Consider the following 26,201-nt stretch of genomic DNA (forward strand, 5'->3'; position numbering starts at 1 on the left):
CGAATGCCGTACACCGTGAAAGGCCGCTCTAACGGTCGATCGTCGTGAAGCGTCTGACATGCTCCGGCCTCGTTCCCGCGACGTGCACGATCCCGGCAGAGAAGTCCACAAGGCCTATGGCGGGGTAACCCTGCACGCCGAGCGCGGCCGCGACGGGCCCCGGCACCGCTTCCATGATGATCTGAGCGACCGGCTCCAGCTTTCCGCGTTCCCGGGTGAGCTTCGCGGGGTCGCCGACGAGCAGCGCAAGCGTTCTCTCCCGCCCGGCCCTGAACTCCTTGGTCAGCTCCACGAAGTCGGGAAGCGCGTCCTTACACGCCGGGCAGCCCTGGGTGAAGGCGGCCACGAGGAAGGTGCCCTCCAGTTCGTCGCTGACGATGGCGCCGCCGCCGGCGAGCTCGGCCTTGAACGCTCCGACCTTCCCTCCGGCCGGCTGCATCGAGTCCAGCCTCGGGATTCCCGACAGCTCGTCCAGGCGGCTCGTATGCTCACGCAGCCGGCGGATCACCCCCGCGGTCAGGACGACGTTGAACAGACATAACAGTCCGAGGAGCACCACTACGGCCGTGGTCATGAAGATCCACCTTCGCCTTTCTCATGTGCCGAAGAGAGCGATGACGTCGTCGAGGAGCGCGATCACTATGGCGGCGGCCAGTCCGGCGAGGAGCGACACCATGAGGCCGTTCACCTCGTAGGTGGGGAGGGCTCCCGTGGTCGCCGAAAGGGCCGCGCCACAGAGCGCGATGACGAGCAGCACGAGGTTTCTCGCGATGTGCGGGACGCCCGCGGGCGTGTCCGTGCCGCCGAAGCACAGACAGGGCGCCGGGTTCTTCCCCCGGAGGTTCCAGATCAGGTATCCGGTGAAGACGGCGAGCGTGCCCGCCGCGCACAGGAAGCCGAGGGGAACCGTCCAGGGAATCGCCAGCAGGACGATGATCGCCGCTTCTGACGACAACACCAGCGCGGCGGTGAACCCGGGCAGGCTGGAGCCGAGCGTGTCCTTGAACCGGGTGAAACTCGCGCGGGTCCGCACCTTGGACACCAGCGCGAAGGTGAACGTCAGGCCGATCAGCAGCCTGGCAGCCAGAACGAGATACTCCATGACCTCCCCGTTCGCTAGGTGAGAACCACGTCGCGGTTGGCGTGGAGAAGAACGGCGATCGGGATGGGCAGGACGCCCAGCCATCGTGCGTGCACCGTGTCCCAGACCGGGTCACCGGCCCAGGGCCACGGCCAGGCGGGCCCGGTCAGAAACAGGGTGGCGACGCACAGGGTCAGCGTGAGGGCGCAACCCATGACACCCGCCGTCCAGTCCGATCGCCGTCTGAGCGGCACGGCCGTGGCGGCCAGCGCGGTCAGCACACACATCCCGCCTTCGGCCAGGAAGCCGGGGCCCGGGAACGTCATGGTCGCGGGGAAAGCCGCCCAGGCCCCGGCGAGGATCACCAGCCAGGCCGTCCCGCCGATGACGAACGCGACCCCTGTCCGAATCCACCGCCGCCGCCGGCGTGGCCGGGGGGCGGCGGCGAATGTCGGCTCCATGACATCGATGAGCGCGAAAGCCGCCCCGATGCCGATGATGATCGCCGACACCCGCAGGCAGATGGTCAGATTGGCCATGCGGTTCACGGGGTGCGGGTTCATGGCGGCGACGGTGACGACGATCAGAACGATCGACACCGCCCAGGCGATGACAAGCGGATTCCAGTTCGCCGCCCGGGTGGAGAACTTCAGGGTCGTCGTCAACGGCATGGCGTTCCCCTGACGTTCTCGGCCGGCGGCAACGAATCCAGCCGCAGCAAGCAGGCGGCGGTGGCCATGGAGGTCTCCGGCGACACGAGCGTGCGCCAGTGAGCCCACAGGCGCTCTCGCGAGTCCCGCGCGGCCAGGACGCGGTCCGCGGCGGCCAGTTCCGCCTGGCCGTAGTCGATCAGGCCGAAGTCGGAGGCCCGGTAAGCCATCGGTCTGTTGCTCACGTCATAGAACGTCCGCTCGTACGTTCCCGGTTCGAGCCCCGCCTGCTTGAGCAGCCACAGAGCGACCACCGCTCGTGCCTGGCCGCGCAGGTCGCAGTTGTGGAAGGCGCGGCTGCCTCCGGGCAGCCCGATCACCGTGGCGGCCAGCTGGCCGGCCATCGAACGGGCGAGAGGTGCCTCACCGCCGTTACGGCCCCAGGCCAGCCCTGTCGTGATGTCCGCGGCGCCACCTCTGCTCCGTTGCCCGGCCGATACCTGGACGATCCCCGGCAACCCGCTCCGGCGGTCCGGCGGGATGGCCCGGACGATCGGGTCGATCACGCCCTGCCAGATCGGAATCCAGCCGGCGAAGCGCGCGTAAGCGCAGTACTCCATGCCGTTCAGCCGGCGGCACACCTGACCGGCCTGCGACGCGTCGAGAACCCGCGCCCGCGCTTCCGGCTGGGCCAGCGTCGCCGTTCCGGACGCCACGACCCCCGCCAGCGACACGCCGACGGCCGCCACCGTGACCCGTGACCGTCGATCCCGCACGACTCCCAGCACCGTGATCAGTGCCAGGAGCGCGGTGAGATAGACCAGGTGCCACCCGGACGGCCTGCTGAAGTCTCCGGAGACGCCGGCGATGGGGACCAGCGGCATCAGCCAGTTGCGACCCGTCTGGAAGACGGCCCAGACGTAGACCACCAGGACCGCAGGAGCGGCGATCAGTGAGGGAACCCACCGAGCCACCGCCACGCCCGCGGCGGCCATCAGGACCGCGACCACCACACCCGCCAGGACCTCGTAGGCGTCGAAGCGTCCCGCAGGGACACTCGCGATCAACAGGCTGACGAGGTGAACGGCGCAGGCCAGGGCGGAGACGACCGCGGTCACGACCATGCCCGCCACGAGGATCGCGACGGAACGCGCCGCTCGTCCGCCCGGCACGGTGGAGAGCAGCTCCGCCAGGCCCGGCCGGCTGTCGCGGAGCGCCGCCAGGTTCGTGGCGATGAACGCGCCCGCCCCCACCAGCGTGACCGCGGTCGCGGTCTGCACGGTCTCCACGTGCCAGACCGGCATGGTCCGCCAGGTGCCGAACGTCCGCCAGCTCAGCATCGCCGCCACGGACGTCCACAGGACGGGGCTCCGCAGCAGGAGCTTCGCCTCGAACAGAGCGAGTTGCCGCACGGCGTGGTTCATCCGGAAGCCTCCTCGGGAACGCCGAGAAGAGCGAGGTAGCCGTCTTCGACGGTCGGCTCGGCCGGCTCCGCCCCCGGAGGCGGCGCGCCCAGCGTGCGGTAGCGGCCGTCCGCCGCGCGCCAGCTCGTCCCCGCCCCGCCGAGCGCGGGCTGAGCGGCGAGCCAGACACGGCCGGTCGCCTGCCGCGCCACCTCCTGAGGCGTTCCATCGAAGACGATCTCGCCCCGGCGCATGACCAGGACCCGCTGGCAGAGCGCCGCCACGTCTTCCGTCTGATGGGTCGAGAGCAGCACGATGCGGTCCTCACCCAGCCGGGAGAGCGTTCCGCGGATGCGCATGCGCTGTTCGGGGTCGAGACCGACCATCGGCTCATCCAGGATGAGGAACCGCGGGTCACCGATCAGCGCCAGAGCGATCCCCAAGCGCTGCCGCATCCCGCCCGAGAGCTTTCTGATCTTGGACTTTCGCGCGCCGGTGAGGTCCACTTCTTCCAGCACGCGATCGACCTCTTGGCGGCGGGCCTCGGGCTGGGCGATCTCCTTGAGCAGAGCCATGTACTCGGCCAGGGATTCGACCGCGAAATGGGGATACAAGCCGGCGTCCTGCGGGAGATAGCCGAGCTTGCTCCGTGCGCCGAGCCGTTCCGCAGGATGGGCCAGGTCGAATCCCAGGACGTGAACCCGGCCGGAATCGGGGGCGTGAGTCGAGGCGAGGCATCGCATCAATGTGGCCTTGCCCGCCCCGTTCGGCCCCAGGAGACCCGTCACCCCCGGTCGCAGCTCCAGGCTGAGTCCGTCGAATTCCTGAATCGCCCCGAAATGCTTGCTGATGCCCGACACCGTGACAAGAAGGCTCATTTCCCGGCTCCACCCAGCTGGTCGGCGATAGATTGTCCAGCGGGTGGTTCGCGTTCCCGTTCCGAGCGCGAACCACCCTTGTCACCGACCCCTAGGCTGCGCAGCTACCGCAACCTTCGGCGGTGGAGTCCTGACGGCCGTTCGGGCACCTGTAGTAGTGAATCCACCGGTCAATCCACCATATGCACCCCTCGTTGGTACAAACGGAGTGCGTGTACCGAGCTCCGGGGCACAGCGCCTGAGCCCTCACCTTGGGCACCAGGACTCCCAGCAGACGGTCTCCCAGAGAACTGATCAGGCTGATCACCACGTCTCCTTTCTTCTCGAGACTTCTACGGGATGGAAACAGACTCGTAAAAGTCCTCCGCTGTCATCCGCAACGATAAAGTCGCTTACGGCGCCGGGCGTTGAAGATTCTTGGCCGTTTCGATCACACCTGGGCTGCCGTCGGCGGCTCGCAGAAAGACCGAAACTTGTGTTGGGGTCTGACCCAACTGCTGGCGGAAGGTTCGTGTCATGTGCGCCTGATCGGCGAATCCGAAACGATGGGCGACCGTCCTCAATGGCACTCCGTCGGCGATGGCTTCCGACGCGGCGCGGACCCGTAATTCGTTGCGGTACCTGGCCAGGGTCTGTCCTGTCACCGTGCGGAAGACCTTGCTGAGGTGGAAGGGGGACACTCCGACGTGGCGGCTCAGATCGTCCAGGCTCGCCGTCACCGGCCCGTCGATCAGGGCGGCTCGCACCTGCGCGACCAGCCTGCGATGAATGGTCCACGTAGCGGCCCTGCGCGGACCGACGCCGGGACGGCGACGCACGGCGGAGATCAGCGACAACATGCCGTGCACCCGTTCGGTGACCTCGAACTGATCCGTGCCGGCGTTGCAGGCGGCGACCAGCGCGCGGTGCTGCAGGTCGAGCTGGGACGCGACCGGCAGCACGGCGACCGCGGACCAGTCCAGGCACTCGCCGTACGTGTCCACGCCGAGGTCCACGATGCTGCTCACGTCACAGGTGTCGGCCGGATGGGCGATGTGCGTGTCGTCGCCATCGCGCCAGACGAACCCGACCGTGGGGTCGATGAACTCCTCGCGGCCGTTCCTGCGCAGCAGGAAGCCGCCGGACCTGAGCAGGCAGAGCCCCACCAACGGTCTGGTCGGCCGCGATATCGGATGATAGGCCCGCCGGTCCGAAAGGCAGGTCATTTCCGTGACACGGATGGCCGCGCCTGCGGCCAGTGCCCGCCTTACCACGGGATCGTCGCCTAAATCATCCCGGTGAACCACTGTCGTACGCATGAGCACCTCACTCCCGAATTAGGGTGCTGGGCATCGTCGAATGCGCGATCATCCCGAAACCGGAGCGCCACTGGAATACGGGCGGCAATAATTCTGCTTGTTTCGCTCGTATGGTGCTTGCCGGAGATGACTCCTATCTCGGCCTAGACAATGCCGGATATTTCACCTCCGCGCGAGACCCTGCCGGAGCGCGGCGCGGTGCACGTCCGCCGGATTGCGGCTCAGGTCAGGTCAGGTCCTTCGCCCGCCCTCACCTGAAAGCTCCCCCTCTTACCGACATGCGCCCCGGAGAAGCCGGTGAGGCCGAAGTCGGCGTTCCGGCTCGTGGTCATGCAGTACAGGCCGAGCACGGCTATCGCCGGCATCAATCCCACCTGCCCGGTGAACGGCGCGATGATCAAGGCGACGAGCAAGCCGAGGAGGGTGCCGCTCGCCAGGCAGCCCAGGGCGATGCCCAGGGCGCGCAGTCCCATCGCGATACGCAGGGCCCGTCTCCGTACGGCCCGCGACTCCACCCGGTTCAGAACGTGGGCGATCATCGCCGCGACGAGCCCGCATCCCCAGGCCGCCAGGAGGCACACCCACCACGCGGGGCCGTCCACCCGGTGCGTCAGCACCACGTACGCCGGCCAGACGAGCCCCGCGGTTCCTAGGACCACGATGAAGCCGGTCACCCATCTCGGCCGCTCGTTCACCGTTCACCGTCCGATTCGGAGCCCTCGTACGCCTACGCCGCCAGCGTCTCCCATCCGAGAGGAACCGTCCAGAAGAGACAGGGCCGGTCCCACCGGCATCATGCGCCCTCCCTGATCCGCGCGACGCCGATGAGATCGTCCGGGGTCGCGTCGGGAACCTGGTCGTCGAAACGGGCGAGCACCTTGGTCCTGAGCGCCGCGGCCACCAGCAGCGCGATCAGCAGGCCGAAGACGACGTAGATCAGCGCGACCCCGCGCCCCGGACCCGTGCCGAGCACCGTGCCCACGGTGGATGCCAGCGCGCCGCCCGGGAGCATGAGCGGTTCGAGCGCCCGTTCCGCGAACGGCGTCAGCACGCCCACCCCGAGCGGGATCGTGGACCAGGCGACCATCTGGTTGAGGGCGAACACCCGTCCGTGGTATCGCTGGGGCACCTTCACCTGCACGATGGTCGCGTACACGCCGTTGACCAGGGCCAGCCCGAACGACACTCCGAACGCGCCGATGCCGATCAGCATGAGCGACCGGGTCAGGCCGACGATCACGCAGGACGCCGCGATCACCAGCGTGAGCAGCAGCATGCCGATCATCCGCCGGCGTCGCGGGCCGCCCCACAGGCTCATGCACAGCCCGCCGGCCGCCGCGCCCGCGCCGCCGCACAGCGCCACCGTGCCCACCTCGGGCAGCCCGGCGAAGGCGAGGACGAGCGGCGAGTAGAGCATGAAGACCGGGGACAGCACGATCGCCAGCACCGCGAAGAACGCCACCATCGCCCGGAAGTCCCGGTTGCCGATCGACAGCCGGAAGCCGGCCTTGATCTCGGCGCCGACCGTCTCCCTGCGCTGGTGCGCGAGCGTCGCGGGGAAGCGCATCAGCACCAGAACGGTCGCGGCCACCAGATATCCCACGATGTCGGCGATCAGGATGCCGCCCAGCCCGATCACCGACATCAGTCCCACCGCCATCAGCGGGGCGACGAACTGCGCCACACCCGCCGTCATCTGCGCCACGCCGTTGGCGTGGCCGAGGTAGCGCTTGGGTACGAGCTGGGGAATCGCCGACGCGTACGCTACCCGCTGGAAGGCCAGCGCCACGGACAGAAGCGTGAGCAGCGGATACAAGGTCCAGGTGCCGAGCCCGCCGGTGAACAGCAGGACCGCGGCCGCCGACTGGATGGCGAGCCCGGCCACGCTGGCCGCGAGCATCACCGCCCGCCTGCTCGACCGGTCGACGATGGCGCCGACCAGCGGCGCGGCCAGTACGCCCGGGATCACGGCGAGCACGGTCATCAGCGCCATCTGGGCCAGCTGTCCGGTGGTGAGGTAGATCCAGATGGGGATGGCGAACTCGGTGATCGTCGCACCCGTGATCGTCGCCATCTGCCCGATCGCCACGGCCAGGAACCGCCGCACGCTCGGCTCGGGCCCCCCGGCCGAGGTCCCCATGCCGCCGGGGACGGAAGTGGAGGAGACGCTCCACCCCGTGCCGCCGTCGCCCGGGGCGAGCGGCTCGCGGGACACGATCGCCGCCAGCTCTTCCGCCCGATATTTCAGGAAATAGTGACCGGCTTCCTCGATCACCGCCAGCGTGGTGCGCCCGGACAGGAAGTGCCACTCGCGGTAGCGCTCCTCGTAGTACTCCGTCGTCGGGTCCTGCTCCCCCACGATCGACACGATCGGCGCGCGCAGCGGCGAGCGGGTGTTCGCCTGCAACAGGCCGGTGAAGTACTCCTCGGCCTGCCGCGCGTCGTGCCGCATGTTGCGCACGATGAACGCCCGCTGCTCCTCGTCGAGATCGCCCAGGTCGGCCCCCATCGAGGTCAGCCAGTTGAGCTGTTCGCGGTCGCTGCGCCACCGGCCGTTGCCGGTGACCCTGGCCCACAGGCCCAGCAGCCCGCGCGTCGGCCGGGCGAACGGGAAGATCCCGCCCAGGTACACGGTCTCGATCTCGCGGCCGGCCCGCTCCAGCAGGAGAGCGATTTCCACGGTCAGCGCGCCGCCGACCCCGCAGTGCCCGTACAGCGAAAGCGGCCCGTCCACCTTCTCCAGGATCTCCGCCGCGCACTCGGCCGCCACCTGCTCCAGCGGCCGGGGCTCTTCCTCCAGGCCCAGGTCATGGCCGGGCACGGCCACCGAGTACAGCGCCGTGCCCTGCGGCAACGCGGCGGCCAGGGGTTGGTAGACCACGGCGCTGCCCCCGCCGTACGGGACACAGACGAGGGTGCGCGTGGCGGGCTCGGGCGGGGTGAGCAGATAGAGCAGCCCGCGCCGCGCGGACGGGGCGGCGGCCACGGCGGCCAGCCTCCGCACGGTGGGGTGCTGGAACAGGTCCATCACGCTGACCGGCGCGCACTCCCCGGGCAGGTCGCGGCGGAGCCTGGCGATGACGCGGGTGGCCAGCAGGGAGTGCCCGCCCAGGTCGAAGAAGTCGTCGAGCGCGCCGACCCGGGACAGCCCGAGCACCTCCGCCATGGCCGCCGCGATCGTCTCCTCCACGGGTCCCGAGGGCGGCTCGAACGCCACGCCCTGTTCGGGGCGCTCGCCTTCCGGTTCGGGCAGCGCGGCCCGGTCGACCTTGCCGTGGGACTTCAGCGGCAGCCGGTCCAGCCAGACGTAGCGCGTGGGGATCATGTACTCGGGCAGCGCGGTCGCGAGTTCGCGCCGCAGCTCGCCGACCGGGACGGCCTGGCCGTCGGCCACCAGGTAGGCGACCAGTTCCTTGGACCCGGTCGCGCCGCGGGCGTCGGCTACCGCGTGCGCCACGCCGGGCAGCTTCCGCAGCGCCTCGTCGATCTCGCCCAGTTCGACCCGGTAGCCGCGGATCTTGACCTGCAGATCACGGCGGCCGAGGAACTCCAGGTCGCCGCTGGGCAGCCAGCGGGCCAGATCGCCGGTGCGGTAGAGGCGCTCGCCCCGGACGGTCACGAACGCCTTGGCGGTCAGGTCGGGCCGGCCGAGGTACTCGCGGGCCAGCCGGTCGCCGCCCACGCACAGCTCGCCGGCCACGCCGATCGGCACCGGGCGCATGGCGGCGTCGAGCACGTACACACGGGCGTGGCCCAGGGGGCGGCCGATGGGCGTGACCGGGCCGCGTACCTCGTCATCGGGCCTGACGGTGTAGGTGGTGACGCCCACGGTGGTCTCGGTCGGGCCGTAGTGGTTGACGATCTCGCACCGGCCCAGCGCGGCGAGCTCCTTGGTCTGCTGCCAGCTCGACCCCTCGCCGCCGAAGATGAGGGTACGGCGGGGCAGCAGCCGTTCCGGCGCCACTTCGGCGGCCAGCGCGCCGAAGTGGGAGGGCGTCATCTTGAGATAGTCCAGCCCGTGGCCGGCGAACTCGGTCCCGGAGATCCGCGACGGGTACAGCTCCAGGGTCCCGCCGGTCATGAGCGCCAGGTAGAAGACCGTGATCCCGAAGTCGAACGAGAGCGACTGCAGCAGCCCGAACCGCGCCCCGTCCACGACGCCGAAGCGTTCGCGCACGTCGGACAGGTAGTTGAGGACCTGCTGATGCTGGACGGCCACGCCCTTCGGCCGCCCGGTGGACCCGGAGGTGTAGATGACGTACGCCAGTTCGGCCGATCCGGCCGGCGCCCCGACCGGCCCGGCAACGGCCCGCGGGACGTCGAGCACGGGGCCGTCGAATCCGCCCACCCGGCGGTCGGACACCAGCGCCGCCGCGCCCGAGTCCGCCAGCAGGTACGCCAGCCGGTCAGCGGGCTGTTCGGGATCGACGGGCACGTAGGCGGCGCCCGCCTTGAGCACGCCCAGCACGGCCACGGCCAGCTCAGGCGACTGCTCCAGGCAGATCGCCACCCGGTCCTGCCCGCTCACCCCGCTGTCCTTGAGCATCATGGCGAGCCGGTTGGCCCGGCCGTCCAGCTCGGCGTAGGTCAGCGTGCGCTCGGCCTGGACGATGGCCGGGGACGATGGGCACGTGGCGGCGCTCGCCTCCACCATCTCGTGCAACGTCCGTGCCCGCGGCGGCACCGGCTCGGCCCTGCTCCACGCGTCGAGGAGAGCGCGTTCCTCCGGCCCGGCGAGTTCGAGCTCCGACAGTCGTAACCCGGGGTCGCCGGCCACCTGGCGCAGCAGGTTGACGAAGTGGCCGCAGAAGCGCTCGGCGGTGGTGTGGTCGAAGAGGTCGCTGCTGTAGACGAGGAAGAGCTGTAGCCCGCCGGCGCCGGGCGACGCCTCCAGCGTCAGGTCGAACTTGGCCCGAGCGGTCCCGGGGTCGTAGGGCTCGGCCGTCACGCCGTCGAGTTCGAGCACGCCCGTCTTCTCGGCGCCCATCACGAGCTCGGCCTGGAACAGCGGCGTGCGGCTCAGGTCCCGTCGCACGTCCAGCGCCTCGACCAGCCGGTCGAAGGGCACGTCCGCGGCCATGAACGACTCCATCGCGCTGCCGCGCACCCGGCGCATGAGCTCGCGGAACGTGGGGTCGCCGGACAGATCGGTCCGCACCACGACGGTGTTGAGGAAGAAGCCGATCACCGGCTCCAGCTCCTCGCTGTCGCGGGTGGAGATCGGGGTGCCCACGCACACGTCGTGCCGGCCGCTGTAGAGGGACAACTGCGCCTGGAAGGCGGCCATCAAGGTCATGAAGAGCGTGCACCGCTCCCGCCTGGCCAGCAGCCCGATCCGCTCGCTCAGCTCGGCGGGCAGGGTGGTGACCACGCGGCCGCCCGCCGTGGTCTTGACCAGCGGGCGCGGCCGGTCCGCCGGCAGTTCCAGGTCAGGCGCCCCGGCGAGGCGGGCGACCAGAGCATCGGGCGGCGTGGTGTCCTTCTCCCGCTGCTCGCGCGCGTAGCCGGCGTACTGCAGCGCCGGCGGGTCCAGGGGCTCGCCGTTGTAGCAGCGGCTGATCTCGCCCAGCAGGATGCCCAGCGACCAGCCGTCGGCGGCGATGTGGTGCAGCACGACGACCAGGATGTGCTCACGCGGGCCGAGCCGGATCAGGCAGGCCCGCAGCGGCTGGTCCTCCACGAGGTCGAACGGCCGCCCGGTCCACTCGGTCACCAGGCGCGCGGCCCGTTCCTCCACGCCGGGCCCGTCGAGGACGGTCCTGGTCAGCGTGACGCGCGGACGCGGGTCGACGATCGCGACGGGCCGTCCGTCCTCGTCGGCGTAGCGGGTGCGCAGCACCTCGTGCCTGGCCGCGACCGCGACGAGCGCGCGTTCGAGCGCGTCGGCGTCGACCGTCCCGTGCAGGCGCTCGGTGACGAACATGTTGTACGAGGCGCTGCCCGGGTCGAGCTGGGTCAGGAACCACAACCGCTCCTGCCCGGACGACAGCACGTGAGCGCGGCCCGCGACCGCGTGATCGGCGGTCATGCCGATACCTCCAAGACGCACGAAGACATTGGATGTATAGCGGAAAAGGAAGCATCGCCCGGACGGGGAGCGGCCTTACTGGAAAGAATCTTTCCAATTAAGCTGACGCCAGTTTCGCACGTCCCCTATTGCCGCCGCAAGTCGCCACAATCGTGGGTTTCGGAGCCCTTGCCCTCGCATAAGTTAACAATCTTTACTATTATGACGACCCTTACCCGATGTCGATGCCTGGGTAAATACATCGGATCTCTTGAGGCGTGGTGGTGCTGCCCTTACCTCCTGGGTACCGCCAGCATGATCGTCGCGGGGATGCCCGCTCCCTACGCTCATGGCCAGGGCGAGGACAAGGGGGCAGAGATGGACGTGAAGAACACGCCGGTGGCCGTCGGCCTGGGCGGCGTACGCAAGATCTACGGGCACGGGGACAGCGGGGTGACCGCGCTCGACGGCGTCACCCTGGACTTCCGCAAGGGGACGTTCACCGCGGTGATGGGACCGTCGGGCTCGGGCAAGAGCACGTTGCTGCACTGCGCGGCGGGGCTGGACAGGCCGACGGAGGGATCGGTCACCCTTGACGGCACCGACCTGACCACGCTGTCGGAGCGTGCGCTGACCGGCCTGCGGCGACAGCGGATCGGCTTCGTCTTCCAGGCGTTCAACCTCTTACCGGCGCTGAACGTGACGGAGAACATCACGCTGCCGCTGCGGCTCGCGGGCAGGAAGGCCGACGGGGCGCTGGTCGCCGAGGTGGTACGCCGGGTCGGCCTCGCCGACCGGGTGGGCCACCGGCCCGCGGAACTGTCCGGCGGTCAGCAGCAGCGGGTGGCGATCGCGCGGGCGCTGGTCACCAGGCCCGCGGTGATCTTCGCCGACGAACCGACCGGCGCCCTCGACACCAGGACGGCGCGGGAGGTTCTGGACCTGCTGCGGTCGGCGGTCGACCACAGCGGCCAGAGCATCATCATGGTCACCCACGACCCGGTGGCGGCGGCGTACGCCGACCAGGTCGTGTTCCTGGCCGACGGCAGGCTCGCCGGCTCGCTGGCCAGGCCGTCCGCCGACGCGGTGGCCGACCGGCTCACCCATCTCGGCGCGTGGGCCGCCGGGAACGCCGTGGCCGGGGGACGCTGATGTTCGGGATCGCTCTGCGCTCGCTGCGTCACCGCCGGGGCGCCTTCGCGGGAACGTTCGTCGCCATGTTCTTCGGCGCGGTCATCGTGTTCGCGACCGGGGCGCTGATGGAGACCGGGGTGCGTGCCACGGCGCCGTTGCAGCGCCTGGCCGCCGCCGACATCCACGTCGTCGCCGGGAAGAGCCTGGAGCTGCCGGGCGGTGGCGACGAGGCGGAGACGGCGCTCCTGCCCGAGCGGGTACGGGTCGAGCGCGGGCTCGCCGACCGGATCCGTGAGCTGCCCGGGGTCGGCGCCGCCGTACCGGATGTCAGTATTCCCGTCTCGCTGCGGGGCAGGCAGGTCAGCGGGCACGACTGGGCGACCAGCGTGCTCGCCCCGTACACGCTCGCCGACGGCTCGGCGCCGTCACGGGGACAGATCGTCCTCGGCCGCGGGTACGGCGTGCGGACGGGTGACACGGTGGACCTCGTGGCCCGGGGGGAAGAGGGCCGGTACCGGGTCAGCGGCACGGTCGACGGCGACGGCGTCTACTTCGCCACCGCCGACGTGACGCGGCTGTCGGGCACCGGCGGGGCCGACCTGATCGGCGTCGTCGCGGCCCCGGGCGCCGACGTCGCCGAGCTGTCGCACCGGGTGGCGCAGAAGCTCAAGGGGACGGGCGCGGTCCTGCTGACCGGGAACGAGCGCGGCGTCTCGGAGTTCCCCGAGGTCGCGGCGGCGGGGACCATGCTGGTCATCCTCGCCGGCGTCACCGGCGGGCTCACCATTCCCGTGGCGGTGTTCGTCATCGCCTCCACGCTCGTGCTCTCCATCCAGCAGCGCGAGCGGGAGATGGCTCTCCTGCGCACGATCGGCACCACGCCGGGCCAGCTGCGCGCCATGGTGCTGGGCGAGTCGATGCTGCTGGCCGTCGTCGCGTCGGCGCTGGGATGCCTGCCCGGCGTCCTGCTCGCGAAGTGGCTGCTCAGCCTGATGACCGGCGCCGGAATGGCGCCGCCGCAGCTCATCTACCAGCAGGGCGCGCTGCCGGTCCTCGTCGCGATCGGGGTCGGCCTGATCGGCGCCGCCGGCGCGGCGCTGATCGCCGCGCACCGGGCCGCCCGGATCCGGCCCACCCAGGCGCTGGCGGAGGCGGCGATCCAGCGGCGCTGGCTGACCTGGCCGCGGGCGATCCTGGCGTCGCTGACGTTCGCGGGCGGCATCGTGCTGATGGTCACGACCGTGACCTTGTTCGAGGGGCCGGTCGCGGCGTCCACCGCCGGTCCGACGTCGATGGTCTGGGCGATCGGGCTCGCGCTCGTCGCGCCGGGCGTGACCACCGTGTGCGTACGCCTGCTGCGCGGGCCGTTGGGGCTGGTCACCGGTGAGCCGGGCAGGCTGGCGATGATCAATGCCGGGGCGTACACGGTCAAGGTGGCCGCCGCGGCGACGCCGATCATGCTCGCGACCGGGATCGCCACGGCCAACATCTTCCTGCAGACCACGATGACCGACGCGGCGCGGCAGGCGTACACCGAGAATCTGCGCGCGGACGCCGTGCTGACGGCGACGGCGGGCGGGATCTCACCCGCCGTCGCCGACCGGGTCCGTGCGGTGCCCGGGGTGAGCGCGGTGTCGGAGGTCGTGTCGTCGTCGGTGTTCGTCATGGATCCGGCCGACGGTTCCGACGAGGGCCGGCCGGTCCAGGGTGTCAGCGCGGGCGGGGTGAGCCGGACAGCGGGGTACACGGTGACCGGCGGATCGTTGTCCGCTCTCACCGGCGACACCGTCGCGCTGCCGTCCCCGCTGGCGCGGCGGTGGGGCGTGGGCGTGGGTGACACGGTCAAGCTGCGGCTGGGCGACGGGTTCCCCCTGACGGCGAAGGTGGTCGCGACCGTCTCGGCCCGGCCCGGGTTCGAGACGCTGCTCATGCCGGTGCGGACGCTGGCGCCGCACACGTCCGCGGGGCTGCCGACGCAGCTCCTGGTGCGGTCCGCCGACGTGGGGGCGCTGCGGGACTTCGCGGCCGGCCGTCACGACGTCGTCCTGGGCGACCGTACGGCACAGCTGCGCTCCTTCCAGGACCAGGCGGCGCTCGGGGCGTGGGTGAACTACGCGCTGGTCGGGATGATCGCCGCGTACACCGTGATCGCGGTGGTGAACACCCAGGTCATGGCCACGCTCGCGCGGCGGCGCGAGTTCGGCCTGCAGCGCCTCACCGGCTCGACCCGCGGGCAGGTGCTGCGCATGGTCCTGGTCGAGGGCACGCTGGTGGCGATCATCGGCGTCATCCTGGGCGGCGTCGCCGCCGCCACCACGCTGGTCCCGTTCAGCCTGGTGGTGAAGGGGACGCCGCTGCCGTCCGGCTCGCCTCTGACGTTCCTGTCGATCGTCGCGGCCGCGGCGGCGCTCGCCCTGGTGTCCATGCTCGTCCCCGCCTGGCGGAGCACGCGCCGCCCGCCCATCGAGGCGGTGGCGACCGAGTGAGGTGATCCCCGGGCTTCTCAGCGCAGGCCGAGCGCGGCGCGTTCCAGAGCTCAGGGTCCAGTGGTGGTCGTGGTAGAGCGCCCGGCCTCGCGTGGGACGTCGGGGTTGGAACCTACGTGCGCGTCTTCAGCCTCCTGACGGCAGTACGTGTACTCCCGCCGGCCGATGCCGGGCGATCCGCCGCGCCGCATGATGGGCGGTCTTGACACACTAGCCCGGGGAAATCCATGATCCACCATCGAAGCGAGCCCGCGCGAGCCCGCAAGATCTGGCTGATGCTCGTCGTCGCGGCCGTGGTCGGCGCCGTGCTCGTCAGCCCCTATCTCGGGCTCGACGTCAACGGCAGCCGGCTCGAGGTGACGAGCGGGACGCACTACCACCTGCTCGTCGCCCACATCTTCACCGCGCTGATCGCGCTCGTCCTCGGCCCGCTCCAGTTCGTCCCGGCGATCCGGGCGCGCGGGCGCGTACACCGGATGATCGGCCGTTGTTATCTCCTCGCGGGCGTGCTCCCCTCGGCGCTGACCGCCATACCGGTGGCGTTGCTCTCCGGCCGTCTCATCACCCAGGTCGGCCTGGTCGTCCCCGCCGTCCTGTGGCTCGTCACCGGCGGGCTCGCCGTCCGGGCCGCCCGCGACCGCGACTTCGCCCGCCATCGGAACTGGATGACGCGCAACTACGCGCTCACCTTCCTCGCCGTCACCTCACGCGTCCTGGTGCCGCTGATCCTGCTGGCCCACCTGCCCTTCGGCGGTGCGGCCGACGTCCAGTCCATGATCCCGATCGGGCAGGCGCTCGGGTGGATCGTCAACCTCGTCGTGGCGGAGATCCTCATCAGGAGGTCCCGCACCCGGAGCGTGACCTGATGACGATTCCCCCATGGGTGGCGGGACAGTCGGTGATGTGGCTGCTGGCCCACATCTACCTGTGGGCCCGCCTCGTCCGGGCCACCACGCCGGCCCGCTCCCGCGCTCGCCGCGTGGGCACCGTCCTCGCGGTGGTGCTCGCGACGTTCGTCCCGGCCGCGCTCATCACGCCGTTCTTCCTGGACATCGCCGTGTCCCGCTGGATCGCGTGGCCCACCAACATCTGGTACGGCCTGGCCGTCTACCTGCTGATCCTGCTCATTCTCGCCGAGCCGGTACGGCTGGCCGCGGCGTTGACCCGCAGACGCCGGGCGAAGGCGCGGCTTGAGGCTCCGGACCCGGCACGACGGGCGTTCCTCGCCCGCTCGATCGCGGTGACGGCGGGCGCCGCCGCGACGTCCGTCGTCGGATACGGCATGGTGACCGCCCTGAGCCCGCCCCGCCTCGACCACGTCACCGTACGGCTACGCCGCGGCGGAGCCCAGGCCCAGGGGCTCCGGATCGCGCTGGTCGGCGACATCCACCTGGGGCCGATGCTGGGCAGAGCGCACACGCAGCGCATCGTCGACATGATCAACCGCACGGAGGCCGACCTCGTCGCGATCGTCGGAGATCTCGTCGACGGCACCGTCGAGCAGCTCGCCTCCGCCGCCGCTCCCCTGGGCGATCTGCGCAGCCGGCACGGCACGTTCTTCGTCACCGGCAATCACGAGTATCTCTCCGGCGCGACCGCGTGGATCGAGGAACTGCGGGACCTGGGCGTCCGGCCGTTGCAGAACGAACGCGTGGAGCTGCCCGGCCTCGACCTCGCCGGCGTCAACGACGTGACCGGCGCCCGGCAGGACCACGGACCCGACTACGACCTGGCGCTCGGCGACCGCGACCGGGACCGCCCGGTCATCCTGCTCGCTCACCAGCCGATCCAGGTGAACGAGGCGATGCGGCACGGCGTGGATCTCCAGCTGTCCGGGCACACCCACGGCGGCCAGATGGTGCCGCTGAACCTGATCACCTCCTGGGCACAGCCGACGCTGGCCGGGCACGGGCGCTTCGGCGACACGCAGCTCTACGTGACCAAGGGGGCGGGATTCTGGGGCCCGCCGGTCCGGGTCGGCGCGCCGCCGGACATCACGATCGTGGAACTCGCCATCTGACGGCCGCGGTCAGGCCTGATGGTCCCAGCCGGGGCTGACCAGACCGCTCTCGTAGGCGAAGACCACGAGTTGAGCCCGGTTCCTGAGATCGAGCTTCATCATCGCCCGGCTCACGTGGGTGCGGATCGTGGCGTTGCTGAGGAACAGCGCGCCGGAGATCTGCTCGTTGTCCAGGCCCCGGGCGACCAGGGTCACCACCTGGCGTTCCCGGTCGGTGAGCTCGCCGAAGCTCGCGCGCCGGTCGAGCGGCCTGGCCCGGCGCGCGTACTCGGCGATCAGCCGGCGGGTCACGCCCGGGGACAGGATGGCCTCCCCGGCCGCCACGGTACGCACGGCGTTGATCAGCTCGTCGGGCAGGCCGTGCTTGACCAGGAAACCGGCGGCGCCCGCCCGCAGCGCGTCGAACACGTACTCGTCCATCTCGAAGGTCGTCAGGATGACGACCTTCACCTCGGCGGTGGCGGGCGAGGACAGGATCGCGCGGGTGGCCTCAAGGCCGTCCATTCTCGGCATCCTGATGTCCATCAGCACGACGTCCGGCCGGATCGTCCGCGTCTGCTCGATCGCGGCCAGCCCGTCGCCGGCCTCGCCGACGACCTCCACGTCGTCGGCGCCCGACAGCAGCGCGGCGAAGCCGGCTCGCACGAGGCGCTGATCGTCGGCCAGCAGGACACGGATCATCGGTGCTGCTCCTGGAGGGGAAGGGTGGCCCGTACGGACCAGGCGAACGGTTCGAGCGGGCCGGCGGTCAGCGTGCCGCCGCAGGTCTCCACGCGGGCGCGCATGCCCGGGATGCCGCGCCCGCCGCCGGGCGTACGGGCGGCTTCGGGGGTGGGCGCGGCGTTGTCCACCCCCACGCACAGCCGTTCCTGGCGGTAGTCGATGCGGACCCAGGTCTTGGGGCGCCCGGCGTGCCGGAGCACGTTGGTGAGCGATTCCAGGACCACCCGCCCGGCGACCAGGTCGTGGGCGGCGGGCAGGCTCCGCGGCTCGCCGGTGACGACGACCTCGACGTCGAGCCCGCCGGCACGCGCGGAGCCGAGGAGGCCGTCGAGGTCCGACAGCGAGGGAGAAGGCAACCGCGACGCGGCGTGGCCGGGGTTTCTGAGCGCGTCCAGCAGGACCTGCACGTCGGAGAGCGCGCGCCCGCTCGCCTCCCGCATGACGCGCAGGGCCTCCTCGACGCCGGGCCGCCGCGCGGCGTGCAGATGCAGGCCCGCGGCGGCCTGGACGTTGATCACCGCCAGGTGGTGGCCCACCACGTCGTGCAGTTCGCGGGCCAGGTCCAGGCGATCCTCCGCCGCCTCCCGCCTGAGCTGGTCGGCGTGGGCTTCCAGGCCGGCCGCCCGGCGCCGGCGGCGTTCCTCGGTCAGGGCGTGGCGGTGCCGGATCAGTTCCCCGAAGGCGAGGAGGAACAGCAGCCACGCGGTCAGGGCTCCCATCGCGGTGAGCGACGAGGCGTCCCGGCCGGGCAGCAGGCCGGCCCCGGCGTGCCCGGCCAGTGTGGCGACGACCACGAGATAGGCCGCCCAGCGGGCGCCGTGGACGACGGCGCTGACCAAGGCGACGATCATCGGCCCGTAGACGGGTCCGGGCGGCAGGCCGCCGAGGATGTACGTCCAGGTGACGGCGACGCAGCCGGCCAGTACCAGCCACGGGTCGCGCCTGCGCCACCACAGCAGCACCGGCCCGATCATGAGCAGGAGCACGACGCCGGGCGTCAGCCCGCCCAGGGCATCGTTGTGCGCGGCCACGACGACCACGCCGCCGACGTTGATCGCCGCGGTGACGGCGACCCAGGTTGCGTCGATCGCCCGCTCGGCCGGGGTGGCGAGCCCGAGACGAGGGGCGGTGTCCTCCCCCACGGTGGCGTCCTCCCTGTCAGGTGTCGCTCCGCATTGTTCCGTGGCCGGCCGTCGCGGACGTCCCCCGTGGGGATACATCGCGGGTACGACGCGGCGATGACCCGGCCGCGGGCCGGGTGGTATCCCGGTGGCGCACGATTGCGCATTGTGTGGAGGCGGCCGCGCACCCCAGGGCTGACGATCCGGGCCGGGCGATGGCGACACGATGTCGTCGTCGCCCGATGGATGTCGCGCCCCAAGGAGATGGGCTTGCTTTTGCCCCGTGCACGTGACCGCGCGCCGGCACGACGGGAACCGGCATCGACCCCGCCACCGACCGGCGCGTGACCTTCGGCGGGAAGCGGGCCGTGACGCTCCGGCGGGCGCGCGGCTCACCAGCGATCCCGTCAAGCTGGACGTCGCGCCGGACTCCGATCTCGTGGTCAGCCTCTACCTGCCCGAACGCGCCGAAGTCAGCACCATTCACCGCTACGCGACGCAGGTGAACGCCGTCGCGGCCGTTCCCCTGCGGCTCTTCGCCGCCGTGGACGGACGCCCCGCCGTCAGTCGCTGAACAGCTCCTCCCCGATCCGGTCGCGGCAGACCTCGACCGAGTACGCCATCACCCAGCCCGCGTACGCGTCGCGCAGGATGCGCTGGATGGGGGACGTGCTGAGGAAGCCGGAGCCGCCGCCCGCCTTGAGGGCGAGCTGGGCGGCGTCGATGGCGACCTGGTTGCTCAGCACCTTGGCGCGCAGGGTGGCGGAGTTGAACCCGGGGTCGTTCTGGTCGGCCAGCCACGACATGTGCCGCGCGTACATGCCGGCGGCCTCCACCTGGCTGTGGACCGTGGCCAGGTCGAACCGCAGCCACTGCATCGCCGACAGCGGCTCGCCGGTCGTGGGGATCGTGCGTCCTCGGGCGTGGGCGACCAGCGCCGCGACCGCCGCGTCGGCGATGCCCAGCGACAGGAACGCGATCCCGGACCCGATGTGGTTCGGCCGCGGCCCCGCCGGGGGCGGGCAGCGGCGGTCCTCGCGCAACAGGGTGCCGGAGAACTCGACGAGGCGGCTGCCGTTGGCCCGCATGCCCATGGTGTCGCCGATGGGCAGGTGGCGGATCGACTCGCCCGCCTCCACCCCGAAGAACGTCGGCACCCCGTCGACCAGCACGTTGACGAGGAAGTGGTCGGCGATCTCGCAGCCGGAGGTGAACCGCTTGGATCCCGACAGCCGGAACCCGCCGGGAGCGGGCTGGGCGTGCTGCTGCGGCAGCAGGAACAGGTTGCCGCCCGTCGGCTCCGACAGCGCGTTGGCGAAGCGCCGCCCGGCGATCAGCTCGTCGGCGTAGAAGCGCCCCGCCTCCGGCGCCGACATCTCGGCGAGCCCCACGCCCGCCCCGATGTGCATCACCCAGATGCAGGCGGTGGCCGGGCAGGCCGCGCTGACCAGGCGCACGATCTCGCCGTAGCTCCGGTAGCTCAGCCCCTGCCCGCCGAGCCGCTTGGGCAGCAGCGCCGCGTCGAGGCCGGCGGCGTGCAGCATCTCCAGGTTCTCGCGCGGGACCAGCGTGCTCTCGTCGTAGGCGGCCGCGGTCCTGGCGAACTCCTTGGCGAGCTCGGCCGCGGTCCGCACCCAGTGCTGCTCTTCCGGCGGCGGCGCCAGCGGATGCGCTTCCCTCTTCTGATCCGGCATGACGTGATCTTAGGCGGACGGCGGTAAGCGTATCGATAGCGCTCGGCCCTAGAATCCCGGCCCATGTCCAAGCGAGCGAGATTCCTGCGTACGGTCGTGGCGGCGTCGCTGGCCGCGACGCCTCTGGCCGCCGTCCCGGCCGCGGCGGCCGTGCCGTTGCGTGTCATCACGTGGAACATCTGCGGCGAGGCGGGCAGCCCGCGCGGCGAGAACGGCTACTGCCCCTACCGCGACGACCCGGGCGCCAAGGTCGAACAGATCGCCGGCCTCGTGTCGCGCCATCAGGCCACCGTCGTGCTGCTGCAGGAGGTGTGCGGCCTCGCGCCGGACAGCCATCTCGAACGGCTGAAGGCGGCGCTCGGGCCCGGCTGGTCCTTCGCCCGTGCGAGCGGCGCCCGGCCCGACGGCCGCACCGACTGCCGCGGCGAGCTGTCCGGCGAACTCGGCGTGGGCATCGCGGTGAAGTCGCCCATCACCGGCACCAAGGTCACCCAGACGCTGCCGCCGGATCCCTCCGGCAAGAACAAGCAGACCCTGCCGACCTTGTGCGTACGAGCCGGGAACTGGCCCCGAACCCACATCTGCACCACCCACATCCTGGCCGACCCCAAGGACCTGCGCCGCCCCAAGCAGGTCGCCAACGTCAAGGCGGCGGTGTCGCAGGGCGGGCTGGACGTCGTGCTGGGCGGGGACTTCAACCTGTTCCCCGGCTCGGCGGAGCTGCGGCCCCTGTCGAGCGCGTACGAGGAGTGCGACGCGTCCGGCACCACGAGGAACGAGGTCACCCACCACGCGTGGACGAACGGCAAGCACGTCTACCGCAAGCGCGACCACATCTTCGCGAGCAAGGTGTCAGGCTCAAGACGGTTCACCTCCTGCGACTCCGACCAGTCGCTGATGGACCGGACACCGAACGTCAAGGACGTCTCGCCCAACGGCTACTCCGACCACGCGCCCCTGATCGGCTACCTCAAGGTCTAGCGAGCCCTGTCAATACCTCTCAGGTCAGATCTCGTCTGGACCTGACGCGGACGCGGCCGGCGGGCCCCGGCCGCGATCGTTGGCGTCATGCGACTTCAACGTATGCGGATCTCGGCGCTGATCGTTCTCGCGCTCGTCGCGGCAATCGCGCTCGTGCCGTTCCCCACGCTCCCCTACACCACGGGCTTCGCGCCGCACTGGGTGACCGTCCTGGCCGCCGTGCTGGGCGCGATCTTCGTGATGAAGCCGCACCCGGTGGGGCTGCTGCCCGCCGTTCTGCTGCTGTGGTCGGCGGGCGGCGTCGTGCTGGACGGCTTCCGCGCGTTCTTCGCCGTCACCGGGATTCCGGCGGGAGAGTTCGCGCGTGTGGACTGGCCCGGTATGGCGCTGCGCGGGCTCAGCCTGACGGGTTGCGCGCTGCTGGGTGCGGTGCTGCTGCCGCGCCTCAGGGTCCCGGGCGGGGCGTGGCCCGGCTACGGCGCGTTCGCGATCGGGTTCGTCTATCCCATGGCCAAGCTGTACTGGTCCGCGGGCGGCACGCTGCTCCGTCCCATGGGCTATGACGAGGGCTTCCCGGCCGGCGAGCTGGTCATGCTGCTCATCGGGGCGGTGGGTTCGCTGGCCCTGGTTCAGCGGTGGGGGCGCCGGCTGCCGCGGCGGCTGGTGCTGACGGGCGGCTGGGCGGGCGCTGCTATGTTGACCACCATGGGGGCCATGTCCGTTTTCGGTACGTTGTCGCAGATGCTCGGCCTCACCGAAGGGCCCGTGCCCCTGTCCGACCCGGCCGCAGTGGTGACGGTCGGGCTCGTGTACGGGAGCTGGCTGCTGTTCGGGCTGGCGGTCGGCGCGGCCACGCTGTCCTACCAGCGGGCGACGCCGCGGTGATGCCGCGGCGCGCGGACCTGGCCCTGGCGTTCGTCGCCGGCGTGCCGCTGCTGTCGCTGTCGGTGGTGGTGGCGGTGCTGTCGGTGCCGGGTGTACGCGCGGCCCTGCTCGTGGGCGCCTGCCTGGTGGCGCACGCGGCCCTCGCCTACCGGCGGCGGCTCTGGGCCTTCGTCGTGGTCGCCGCCGCCTTCGCCGTCCAGGTCGCCGTGACCGGGTTGTTCCTCGTGCTGCCGTCCGTGGCCGTCTTCCCGATCGCGATCTACTCCTGCACCGCGTACGGCAGGCGTTTCCCGCCCCTGGCCGCGGGACTGGCCGGGGCCGGGGTGGCGGCCTACCGATTCGCCCACGACCCGTCGGTCACCGCCGCCCACCTGGGGCCCGATCCATGGCTCCTGCTCGGCCTGCTGGCCTCGATGGTGATGGCCTCCTGGGGCTTCGGCCTGTACCGGCGAACCCAGCTCGCCTACGTCGCGCTGCTGGAGGAGCAGGCCGAGGCGTCGGCCGCACGGGCGACGCTGGCCGAGCGGGCGCGGATCGCCCGCGAGATGCACGACGTGATCGCGCACGCCCTGGCCGTGATCGTCGCCCAGGCGAGAGGCGGCCGGTTCGCGCCGGAGCGGGCCACGGACGTGCTGGCCACCGTGGAGGAGACCGGCCGCCGGGCCCTGACGGAGATGCGCGGCCTGGTCGGCGTGCTCCGCACCGACACCGCCCCGCTGGACCCCTCCCCCGGGCTGGCCGCCCTGCCCGCCCTGCTGTCCGCGTCGAGCGCGTCCGGCCCCGTCGAGACGGGTACGGCCGGCTCCATCGGCCCGGCCGCCGAGCTCGCCGCCTACCGGGTGGTCCAGGAGGCGCTCACCAACACGCTCAAGCACGCGGGCCCCGCCGCGACGGCCGCCGTGCACCTGGACTGGACGCCTGACGCCCTGGTCGTCACCGTCACCGACGACGGCACGAGCCGCGGGGCGGCGGACGGCCGGGGGAACGGCCTGGCGGGGATGCGCGAGAGGGTGACGGCCGTGGGCGGCACGCTGGTGGCGGGGCCGCGCGAGGAAGGCGGGTTCGCGGTGGTGGCCCGCCTGCCGTACCGGAAGGAGAGCTTGTGATCCGGGTGTTCGTCGTGGACGACCAGGACCTCGTCAGGACGGGAACGGTCATGGTGCTTCAGGCGCAACCGGACATGGAGGTCGTGGGCGAGGCCCGCGACGGCGCCGACGCGCTGGCCCGGCTGCGCACCGTGCGGGCCGATGTCGTGCTCATGGACGTGCGCATGCCCCGCATGGACGGCGTGGCCGCCACCCGCGAACTGCTCGCCGGCACTCCGGAGGCGCCGAAGGTGATCGTGCTGACCACCTTCGATCTGGACGAGTACGCCTTCGCCGCGCTGCGTGCCGGGGCCTCCGGATTCCTGCTCAAGGACGCGCCCGCCGAGGAGATGCTGGCGCCCGTGCGCACCGTGCACGAGGGCGACGCGGTCATCGCGCCCTCCACCACCCGCCGCCTGCTCGACCACGTGGCTCCCACCCTCCCCGCGCCGGGACCCGACCCGCTGACCGCCCGCGAACGCGAAGTCCTGCGCCACATCGCCAGGGGCCACACGAACGCGGAGATCGCGGGCCTGCTGTTCCTGTCGGAGGGCACGGTGAAGACGCACGTGGGCCGCATCCTGGCCAAACTGGGGCTGCGCGACCGCGTCCAGGCCGTCATCTGGGCCTACGAACACGGCCTGACCCGCCCGCGCTGACGGCAGTCCGGCACCGGCCCGGCACGGCGCGGGTGGTGGCCGCGCTGATCGTCAGTTGCCTTGCGTCGGGGAGCCGGATGGGCAGAACTCCGCCTGCAACACGGTCTTGATCGTGTCGAGCGAGTTGTTCCGGCCGTACCGGTCGATGTTCATGTTGGTGGCGATCATGCGCTTGGCGTCCCTGGTGCCCATCGCGAAGGAGAACCCGCCGGTGATGGCGCCGCCGATGCCCCACACCTTCACACCGCACGACAGGTCCCACGAAAAGACACCGGTGCCGTACGTGGTGGCGGGGATCCACGTGTCCTTCCAGCTGCCGTCCGGCAGCTCGATCCCGGTCTTGACCATGGTGAACATCTCCCGCTGCTGGGCGGGCGGGAGTAGCTTGCCGCGCAGCAGCGCGCCGGCGAATCGGCGCAGATCGCCGAGGGTGGAGACCACACCGCCGGCCGCCCAGCCGGTGGTGGCGCTCTGGTCGGTCACGTCGTAGACCTTGGCGTCGTCTTCCGCGGCGAACAACGTCGAGTAGTGCCGGGGGTGCGAGCCGCGTATCTTCGTCTCCGTGCCGGGCAGGTACGTCCCGGTCAGGCGCAGCGGGCGGACGATCCGCCGCGAGATCTCCTTGGCGAGCGTCCTGCCGGTCACCTTCTCGACGATCATCCCGGCGAGGATGTAGCCGGTGTTGGTGTACACGAAGCCGTCACCGGGCGCCTCGAAGGAGCGCGGATTGCGCAGGCCGATCTTGACGAGCTGCTCGGGCGTGTAGGCGTCGTAGCGGTGCTTGAGCCACGCGGGGCCGGAGAACTTGGCGAACTCCTCCTTGTCGTTGCCGTAGTTGAAGATCCCGCTGGTGTGGTTGAGCAGGTGCCTGATGGTGATCGTGCCGCCGTCGTTGCCGTTGCCCGTGACCAGGCCGGGCAGCCACTTGTCCACGGTGTCGTCGAGGCTCAGCTTCCCCTCTGCCGCCAGTTGCAGGACCACGGTCGCCGTGAACGGCTTGGCGGCGCTGCCGATCCTGAACCGCTCGTGCGGCTGACGCTTGCGGCCGGTGCGGGTGTCGGCCACGCCCGCCGAGCCGAACCACCGCCCGTGACGGTCGCGTACCTCGGCGGTCATTCCGGGCACACCGGCATCGGCCACGGCCCGGTCGAGCGCCTTCTGCACCTGGGTGTGGCCGGGGGCGTCCGCCGCGGCGGGGGCCGCGGTCACCGTCCCCACCAGCATCACCGTGGCCAGGAGAAGCCCTGCCGTTGAGGGGAGAGATGTGGTCATGTCGATTCCTTCCCGGCGGGCGACACAGATCGCCCGGCTCGCGATAGTACTCATTCAGTGCGAGCCAAAAGCTATCTTGCATTCACAGAATCCGCAACATAAATCCTTGATGCATTTGCATTTACGCAGGCCAATAGCGATAAGGCTTGCAATGAATGTGACGATGAACGCAAGGCGAGAAGAAGCCAACTTGCAATGAGATGCCGATGAATGCACGATCAGCCGTCAGCGGGCCCCGGCCGGATGCCGTCGAGCAGGGTGGACAGCACCATCCCGGGGGCGTCTCGGGGTGCGAGCCTGCCGAGTTCGATCGACTCCCACGCGCCGTAGACGGCGCCGTTCAGCGACGAGACGATCCACCAGGCGGCCAGGTCGGAGCGGAGCACCCGCGCCCGCTGGCCGCGTTTCACCAGGTCGATGACGAGGTCGTCGAGCGCGTCGAAGCGGGCGTGGAGGGCGTGCTCCTCGTCGAGGCCGCGTTCGCGATGGATGAACTCCAGTTGCGGGCCGAGCGGGATCAGGGCCGAGAGCAACCGGCGCAGCGCGGCCTCGGCCTCCTCGCCCGGCGCCGCCAGCCCCGCGTTCGCGTAGGCGCGTTCGACCCGGTCGACGGCTTCGGTGGCGACCGCGACGAGCAGCGCCCGCCTGGTGGGGTAGAGGCGGTGCAGGGTCGTCCGGCTCACCCCCGCCGCGGTCGCCACCTCGGCCAGCGACGCCGTGGGGTTGGCCAGCAACGCCTGTGTGGCGATCTCTACGAGCGTTCCCGATGATCCGCGCATGGCCTGCGAGCTTAGCAGCACTGCTCTGTTTGAAACGTTGTTGTT

At 71.1% G+C, this 26,201-nt stretch carries 22 protein-coding genes; 9 read left to right on the forward strand and 13 right to left on the reverse strand.

Features of this window, described 5'->3' with window-relative positions; translation table 11 throughout:
* Positions 1-28 precede the first annotated feature (28 nt).
* The 8 genes from ACFWYW_RS22920 to ACFWYW_RS22955 form a co-directional block, all read right to left on the reverse strand.
* The gene (locus tag ACFWYW_RS22920; RefSeq protein WP_379612535.1) at positions 29-574 is read right to left on the reverse strand and encodes a TlpA family protein disulfide reductase; all 546 of its coding nucleotides are present in this window, start codon (positions 572-574) and stop codon (positions 29-31) included.
* Positions 575-595: 21 nt separating this feature from the next.
* The gene (locus ACFWYW_RS22925) at positions 596-1,102 is read right to left on the reverse strand and encodes a MauE/DoxX family redox-associated membrane protein (protein WP_379612536.1); all 507 of its coding nucleotides are present in this window, start codon (positions 1,100-1,102) and stop codon (positions 596-598) included.
* A gap of 14 nt (positions 1,103-1,116) precedes the next feature.
* Entirely contained in the window at positions 1,117-1,752 is a 636-nt protein-coding gene (locus tag ACFWYW_RS22930; protein WP_379612537.1) for a hypothetical protein, read from the reverse strand.
* Positions 1,743-3,155 carry a hypothetical protein gene (locus ACFWYW_RS22935; RefSeq protein ID WP_379612538.1) on the reverse strand — a complete coding sequence of 471 codons (1,413 nt, stop codon included), beginning with the start codon at positions 3,153-3,155 and terminating at the stop codon, positions 1,743-1,745. The genes ACFWYW_RS22930 and ACFWYW_RS22935 overlap by 10 nt, the downstream gene beginning before the upstream one ends.
* Positions 3,152-4,012: an ATP-binding cassette domain-containing protein gene (locus tag ACFWYW_RS22940; RefSeq protein WP_379612539.1), complete on the reverse strand. Its 861-nt coding sequence runs from the start codon at positions 4,010-4,012 to the stop codon at positions 3,152-3,154. Before ACFWYW_RS22940 ends, ACFWYW_RS22935 begins: the two co-directional genes overlap by 4 nt.
* Before the next feature lie 392 nt (positions 4,013-4,404).
* Positions 4,405-5,310: a helix-turn-helix transcriptional regulator gene (locus ACFWYW_RS22945; RefSeq protein ID WP_379612540.1), complete on the reverse strand. Its 906-nt coding sequence runs from the start codon at positions 5,308-5,310 to the stop codon at positions 4,405-4,407.
* 221 nt (positions 5,311-5,531) lie between these two features.
* On the reverse strand, positions 5,532-6,005 hold the full coding sequence (locus ACFWYW_RS22950) for a hypothetical protein (protein ID WP_379612541.1): 474 nt from the start codon (positions 6,003-6,005) through the stop codon (positions 5,532-5,534).
* A gap of 98 nt (positions 6,006-6,103) precedes the next feature.
* The gene (locus ACFWYW_RS22955; protein ID WP_379612542.1) at positions 6,104-11,338 is read right to left on the reverse strand and encodes an amino acid adenylation domain-containing protein; all 5,235 of its coding nucleotides are present in this window, start codon (positions 11,336-11,338) and stop codon (positions 6,104-6,106) included.
* Between the two features lie 357 nt (positions 11,339-11,695).
* Here ACFWYW_RS22955 and ACFWYW_RS22960 point away from each other — a divergent pair, with 357 nt between their 5' ends.
* The 4 genes from ACFWYW_RS22960 (at position 11,696) to ACFWYW_RS22975 (ending at position 16,957) form a co-directional block, all read left to right on the forward strand.
* On the forward strand, positions 11,696-12,469 hold the full coding sequence (locus ACFWYW_RS22960) for an ABC transporter ATP-binding protein (RefSeq protein ID WP_379612543.1): 774 nt from the start codon (positions 11,696-11,698) through the stop codon (positions 12,467-12,469).
* Entirely contained in the window at positions 12,469-14,937 is a 2,469-nt protein-coding gene (locus ACFWYW_RS22965) for an FtsX-like permease family protein (protein WP_379641057.1), read from the forward strand. Before ACFWYW_RS22960 ends, ACFWYW_RS22965 begins: the two co-directional genes overlap by 1 nt.
* Positions 14,938-15,164: 227 nt before the next feature.
* The gene (locus ACFWYW_RS22970) at positions 15,165-15,803 is read left to right on the forward strand and encodes a DUF2306 domain-containing protein (protein WP_379612546.1); all 639 of its coding nucleotides are present in this window, start codon (positions 15,165-15,167) and stop codon (positions 15,801-15,803) included.
* Entirely contained in the window at positions 15,803-16,957 is a 1,155-nt protein-coding gene (locus tag ACFWYW_RS22975; protein WP_379612547.1) for a metallophosphoesterase, read from the forward strand. The genes ACFWYW_RS22970 and ACFWYW_RS22975 overlap by 1 nt, the downstream gene beginning before the upstream one ends.
* 9 nt (positions 16,958-16,966) lie before the next feature.
* Here ACFWYW_RS22975 and ACFWYW_RS22980 read toward each other — a convergent pair whose 3' ends face one another.
* On the reverse strand, positions 16,967-17,638 hold the full coding sequence (locus ACFWYW_RS22980; protein ID WP_379612548.1) for a response regulator: 672 nt from the start codon (positions 17,636-17,638) through the stop codon (positions 16,967-16,969).
* Complete coding sequence (locus ACFWYW_RS22985) at positions 17,635-18,822, reverse strand: sensor histidine kinase (RefSeq protein ID WP_379612549.1); 1,188 nt, start codon at positions 18,820-18,822, stop codon at positions 17,635-17,637. Before ACFWYW_RS22985 ends, ACFWYW_RS22980 begins: the two co-directional genes overlap by 4 nt.
* A gap of 262 nt (positions 18,823-19,084) precedes the next feature.
* Here ACFWYW_RS22985 and ACFWYW_RS22990 point away from each other — a divergent pair, with 262 nt between their 5' ends.
* Positions 19,085-19,375 carry a hypothetical protein gene (locus ACFWYW_RS22990; RefSeq protein ID WP_379612550.1) on the forward strand — a complete coding sequence of 97 codons (291 nt, stop codon included), beginning with the start codon at positions 19,085-19,087 and terminating at the stop codon, positions 19,373-19,375.
* Here the strand turns inward: ACFWYW_RS22990 and ACFWYW_RS22995 are convergent.
* The gene (locus tag ACFWYW_RS22995; protein WP_379612551.1) at positions 19,365-20,495 is read right to left on the reverse strand and encodes an acyl-CoA dehydrogenase family protein; all 1,131 of its coding nucleotides are present in this window, start codon (positions 20,493-20,495) and stop codon (positions 19,365-19,367) included. The genes ACFWYW_RS22990 and ACFWYW_RS22995 overlap by 11 nt on opposite strands.
* Positions 20,496-20,558: 63 nt before the next feature.
* Between ACFWYW_RS22995 and ACFWYW_RS23000 the strand changes: the two genes are divergently transcribed.
* The 4 genes from ACFWYW_RS23000 (at position 20,559) to ACFWYW_RS23015 (ending at position 24,105) form a co-directional block, all read left to right on the forward strand.
* Positions 20,559-21,476 carry an endonuclease/exonuclease/phosphatase family protein gene (locus tag ACFWYW_RS23000; RefSeq protein ID WP_379612552.1) on the forward strand — a complete coding sequence of 306 codons (918 nt, stop codon included), beginning with the start codon at positions 20,559-20,561 and terminating at the stop codon, positions 21,474-21,476.
* Positions 21,477-21,563: 87 nt separating this feature from the next.
* Complete coding sequence (locus ACFWYW_RS23005) at positions 21,564-22,361, forward strand: hypothetical protein (RefSeq protein WP_379612553.1); 798 nt, start codon at positions 21,564-21,566, stop codon at positions 22,359-22,361.
* Positions 22,361-23,467 carry a sensor histidine kinase gene (locus tag ACFWYW_RS23010; protein WP_379612554.1) on the forward strand — a complete coding sequence of 369 codons (1,107 nt, stop codon included), beginning with the start codon at positions 22,361-22,363 and terminating at the stop codon, positions 23,465-23,467. The genes ACFWYW_RS23005 and ACFWYW_RS23010 overlap by 1 nt, the downstream gene beginning before the upstream one ends.
* Positions 23,464-24,105 (forward strand): response regulator, encoded by a 642-nt coding sequence (locus ACFWYW_RS23015; RefSeq protein WP_379612555.1) that lies wholly within the window; start codon positions 23,464-23,466, stop codon positions 24,103-24,105. The genes ACFWYW_RS23010 and ACFWYW_RS23015 overlap by 4 nt, the downstream gene beginning before the upstream one ends.
* 51 nt (positions 24,106-24,156) lie before the next feature.
* Here the strand turns inward: ACFWYW_RS23015 and ACFWYW_RS23020 are convergent, their stop codons facing one another.
* Together ACFWYW_RS23020 and ACFWYW_RS23025 are read right to left on the reverse strand one after the other, a co-directional pair.
* Positions 24,157-25,377 (reverse strand): serine hydrolase domain-containing protein, encoded by a 1,221-nt coding sequence (locus ACFWYW_RS23020; RefSeq protein WP_379612556.1) that lies wholly within the window; start codon positions 25,375-25,377, stop codon positions 24,157-24,159.
* A gap of 218 nt (positions 25,378-25,595) precedes the next feature.
* Complete coding sequence (locus ACFWYW_RS23025; protein ID WP_379612557.1) at positions 25,596-26,156, reverse strand: TetR/AcrR family transcriptional regulator; 561 nt, start codon at positions 26,154-26,156, stop codon at positions 25,596-25,598.
* Positions 26,157-26,201 lie beyond the last annotated feature (45 nt).

The organism is Nonomuraea sp. NPDC059023 (assembly GCF_042740095.1).
Classification (GTDB): Bacteria; Actinomycetota; Actinomycetes; order Streptosporangiales; family Streptosporangiaceae; genus Nonomuraea.

Bases quoted from the DNA above. Each gene is read 5' to 3' on its own strand.
- ACFWYW_RS22920 (WP_379612535.1), bottom strand. From the start codon at position 574: ATGACCACGGCCGTAGTGGTGCTCCTCGGACTGTTATGTCTGTTCAAC.
- ACFWYW_RS22925 (WP_379612536.1), bottom strand. From the start codon at position 1,102: ATGGAGTATCTCGTTCTGGCTGCCAGGCTGCTGATCGGCCTGACGTTC.
- ACFWYW_RS22930 (WP_379612537.1), bottom strand. From the start codon at position 1,752: ATGCCGTTGACGACGACCCTGAAGTTCTCCACCCGGGCGGCGAACTGG.
- ACFWYW_RS22935 (WP_379612538.1), bottom strand. From the start codon at position 3,155: ATGAACCACGCCGTGCGGCAACTCGCTCTGTTCGAGGCGAAGCTCCTG.
- ACFWYW_RS22940 (WP_379612539.1), bottom strand. From the start codon at position 4,012: ATGAGCCTTCTTGTCACGGTGTCGGGCATCAGCAAGCATTTCGGGGCG.
- ACFWYW_RS22945 (WP_379612540.1), bottom strand. From the start codon at position 5,310: ATGCGTACGACAGTGGTTCACCGGGATGATTTAGGCGACGATCCCGTG.
- ACFWYW_RS22955 (WP_379612542.1), bottom strand. From the start codon at position 11,338: ATGACCGCCGATCACGCGGTCGCGGGCCGCGCTCACGTGCTGTCGTCC.
- ACFWYW_RS22960 (WP_379612543.1), top strand. From the start codon at position 11,696: ATGGACGTGAAGAACACGCCGGTGGCCGTCGGCCTGGGCGGCGTACGC.
- ACFWYW_RS22965 (WP_379641057.1), top strand. From the start codon at position 12,469: ATGTTCGGGATCGCTCTGCGCTCGCTGCGTCACCGCCGGGGCGCCTTC.
- ACFWYW_RS22970 (WP_379612546.1), top strand. From the start codon at position 15,165: ATGATCCACCATCGAAGCGAGCCCGCGCGAGCCCGCAAGATCTGGCTG.
- ACFWYW_RS22975 (WP_379612547.1), top strand. From the start codon at position 15,803: ATGACGATTCCCCCATGGGTGGCGGGACAGTCGGTGATGTGGCTGCTG.
- ACFWYW_RS22980 (WP_379612548.1), bottom strand. From the start codon at position 17,638: ATGATCCGTGTCCTGCTGGCCGACGATCAGCGCCTCGTGCGAGCCGGC.
- ACFWYW_RS22995 (WP_379612551.1), bottom strand. From the start codon at position 20,495: ATGCCGGATCAGAAGAGGGAAGCGCATCCGCTGGCGCCGCCGCCGGAA.
- ACFWYW_RS23000 (WP_379612552.1), top strand. From the start codon at position 20,559: ATGTCCAAGCGAGCGAGATTCCTGCGTACGGTCGTGGCGGCGTCGCTG.
- ACFWYW_RS23005 (WP_379612553.1), top strand. From the start codon at position 21,564: ATGCGACTTCAACGTATGCGGATCTCGGCGCTGATCGTTCTCGCGCTC.
- ACFWYW_RS23010 (WP_379612554.1), top strand. From the start codon at position 22,361: ATGCCGCGGCGCGCGGACCTGGCCCTGGCGTTCGTCGCCGGCGTGCCG.
- ACFWYW_RS23020 (WP_379612556.1), bottom strand. From the start codon at position 25,377: ATGACCACATCTCTCCCCTCAACGGCAGGGCTTCTCCTGGCCACGGTG.
- ACFWYW_RS23025 (WP_379612557.1), bottom strand. From the start codon at position 26,156: ATGCGCGGATCATCGGGAACGCTCGTAGAGATCGCCACACAGGCGTTG.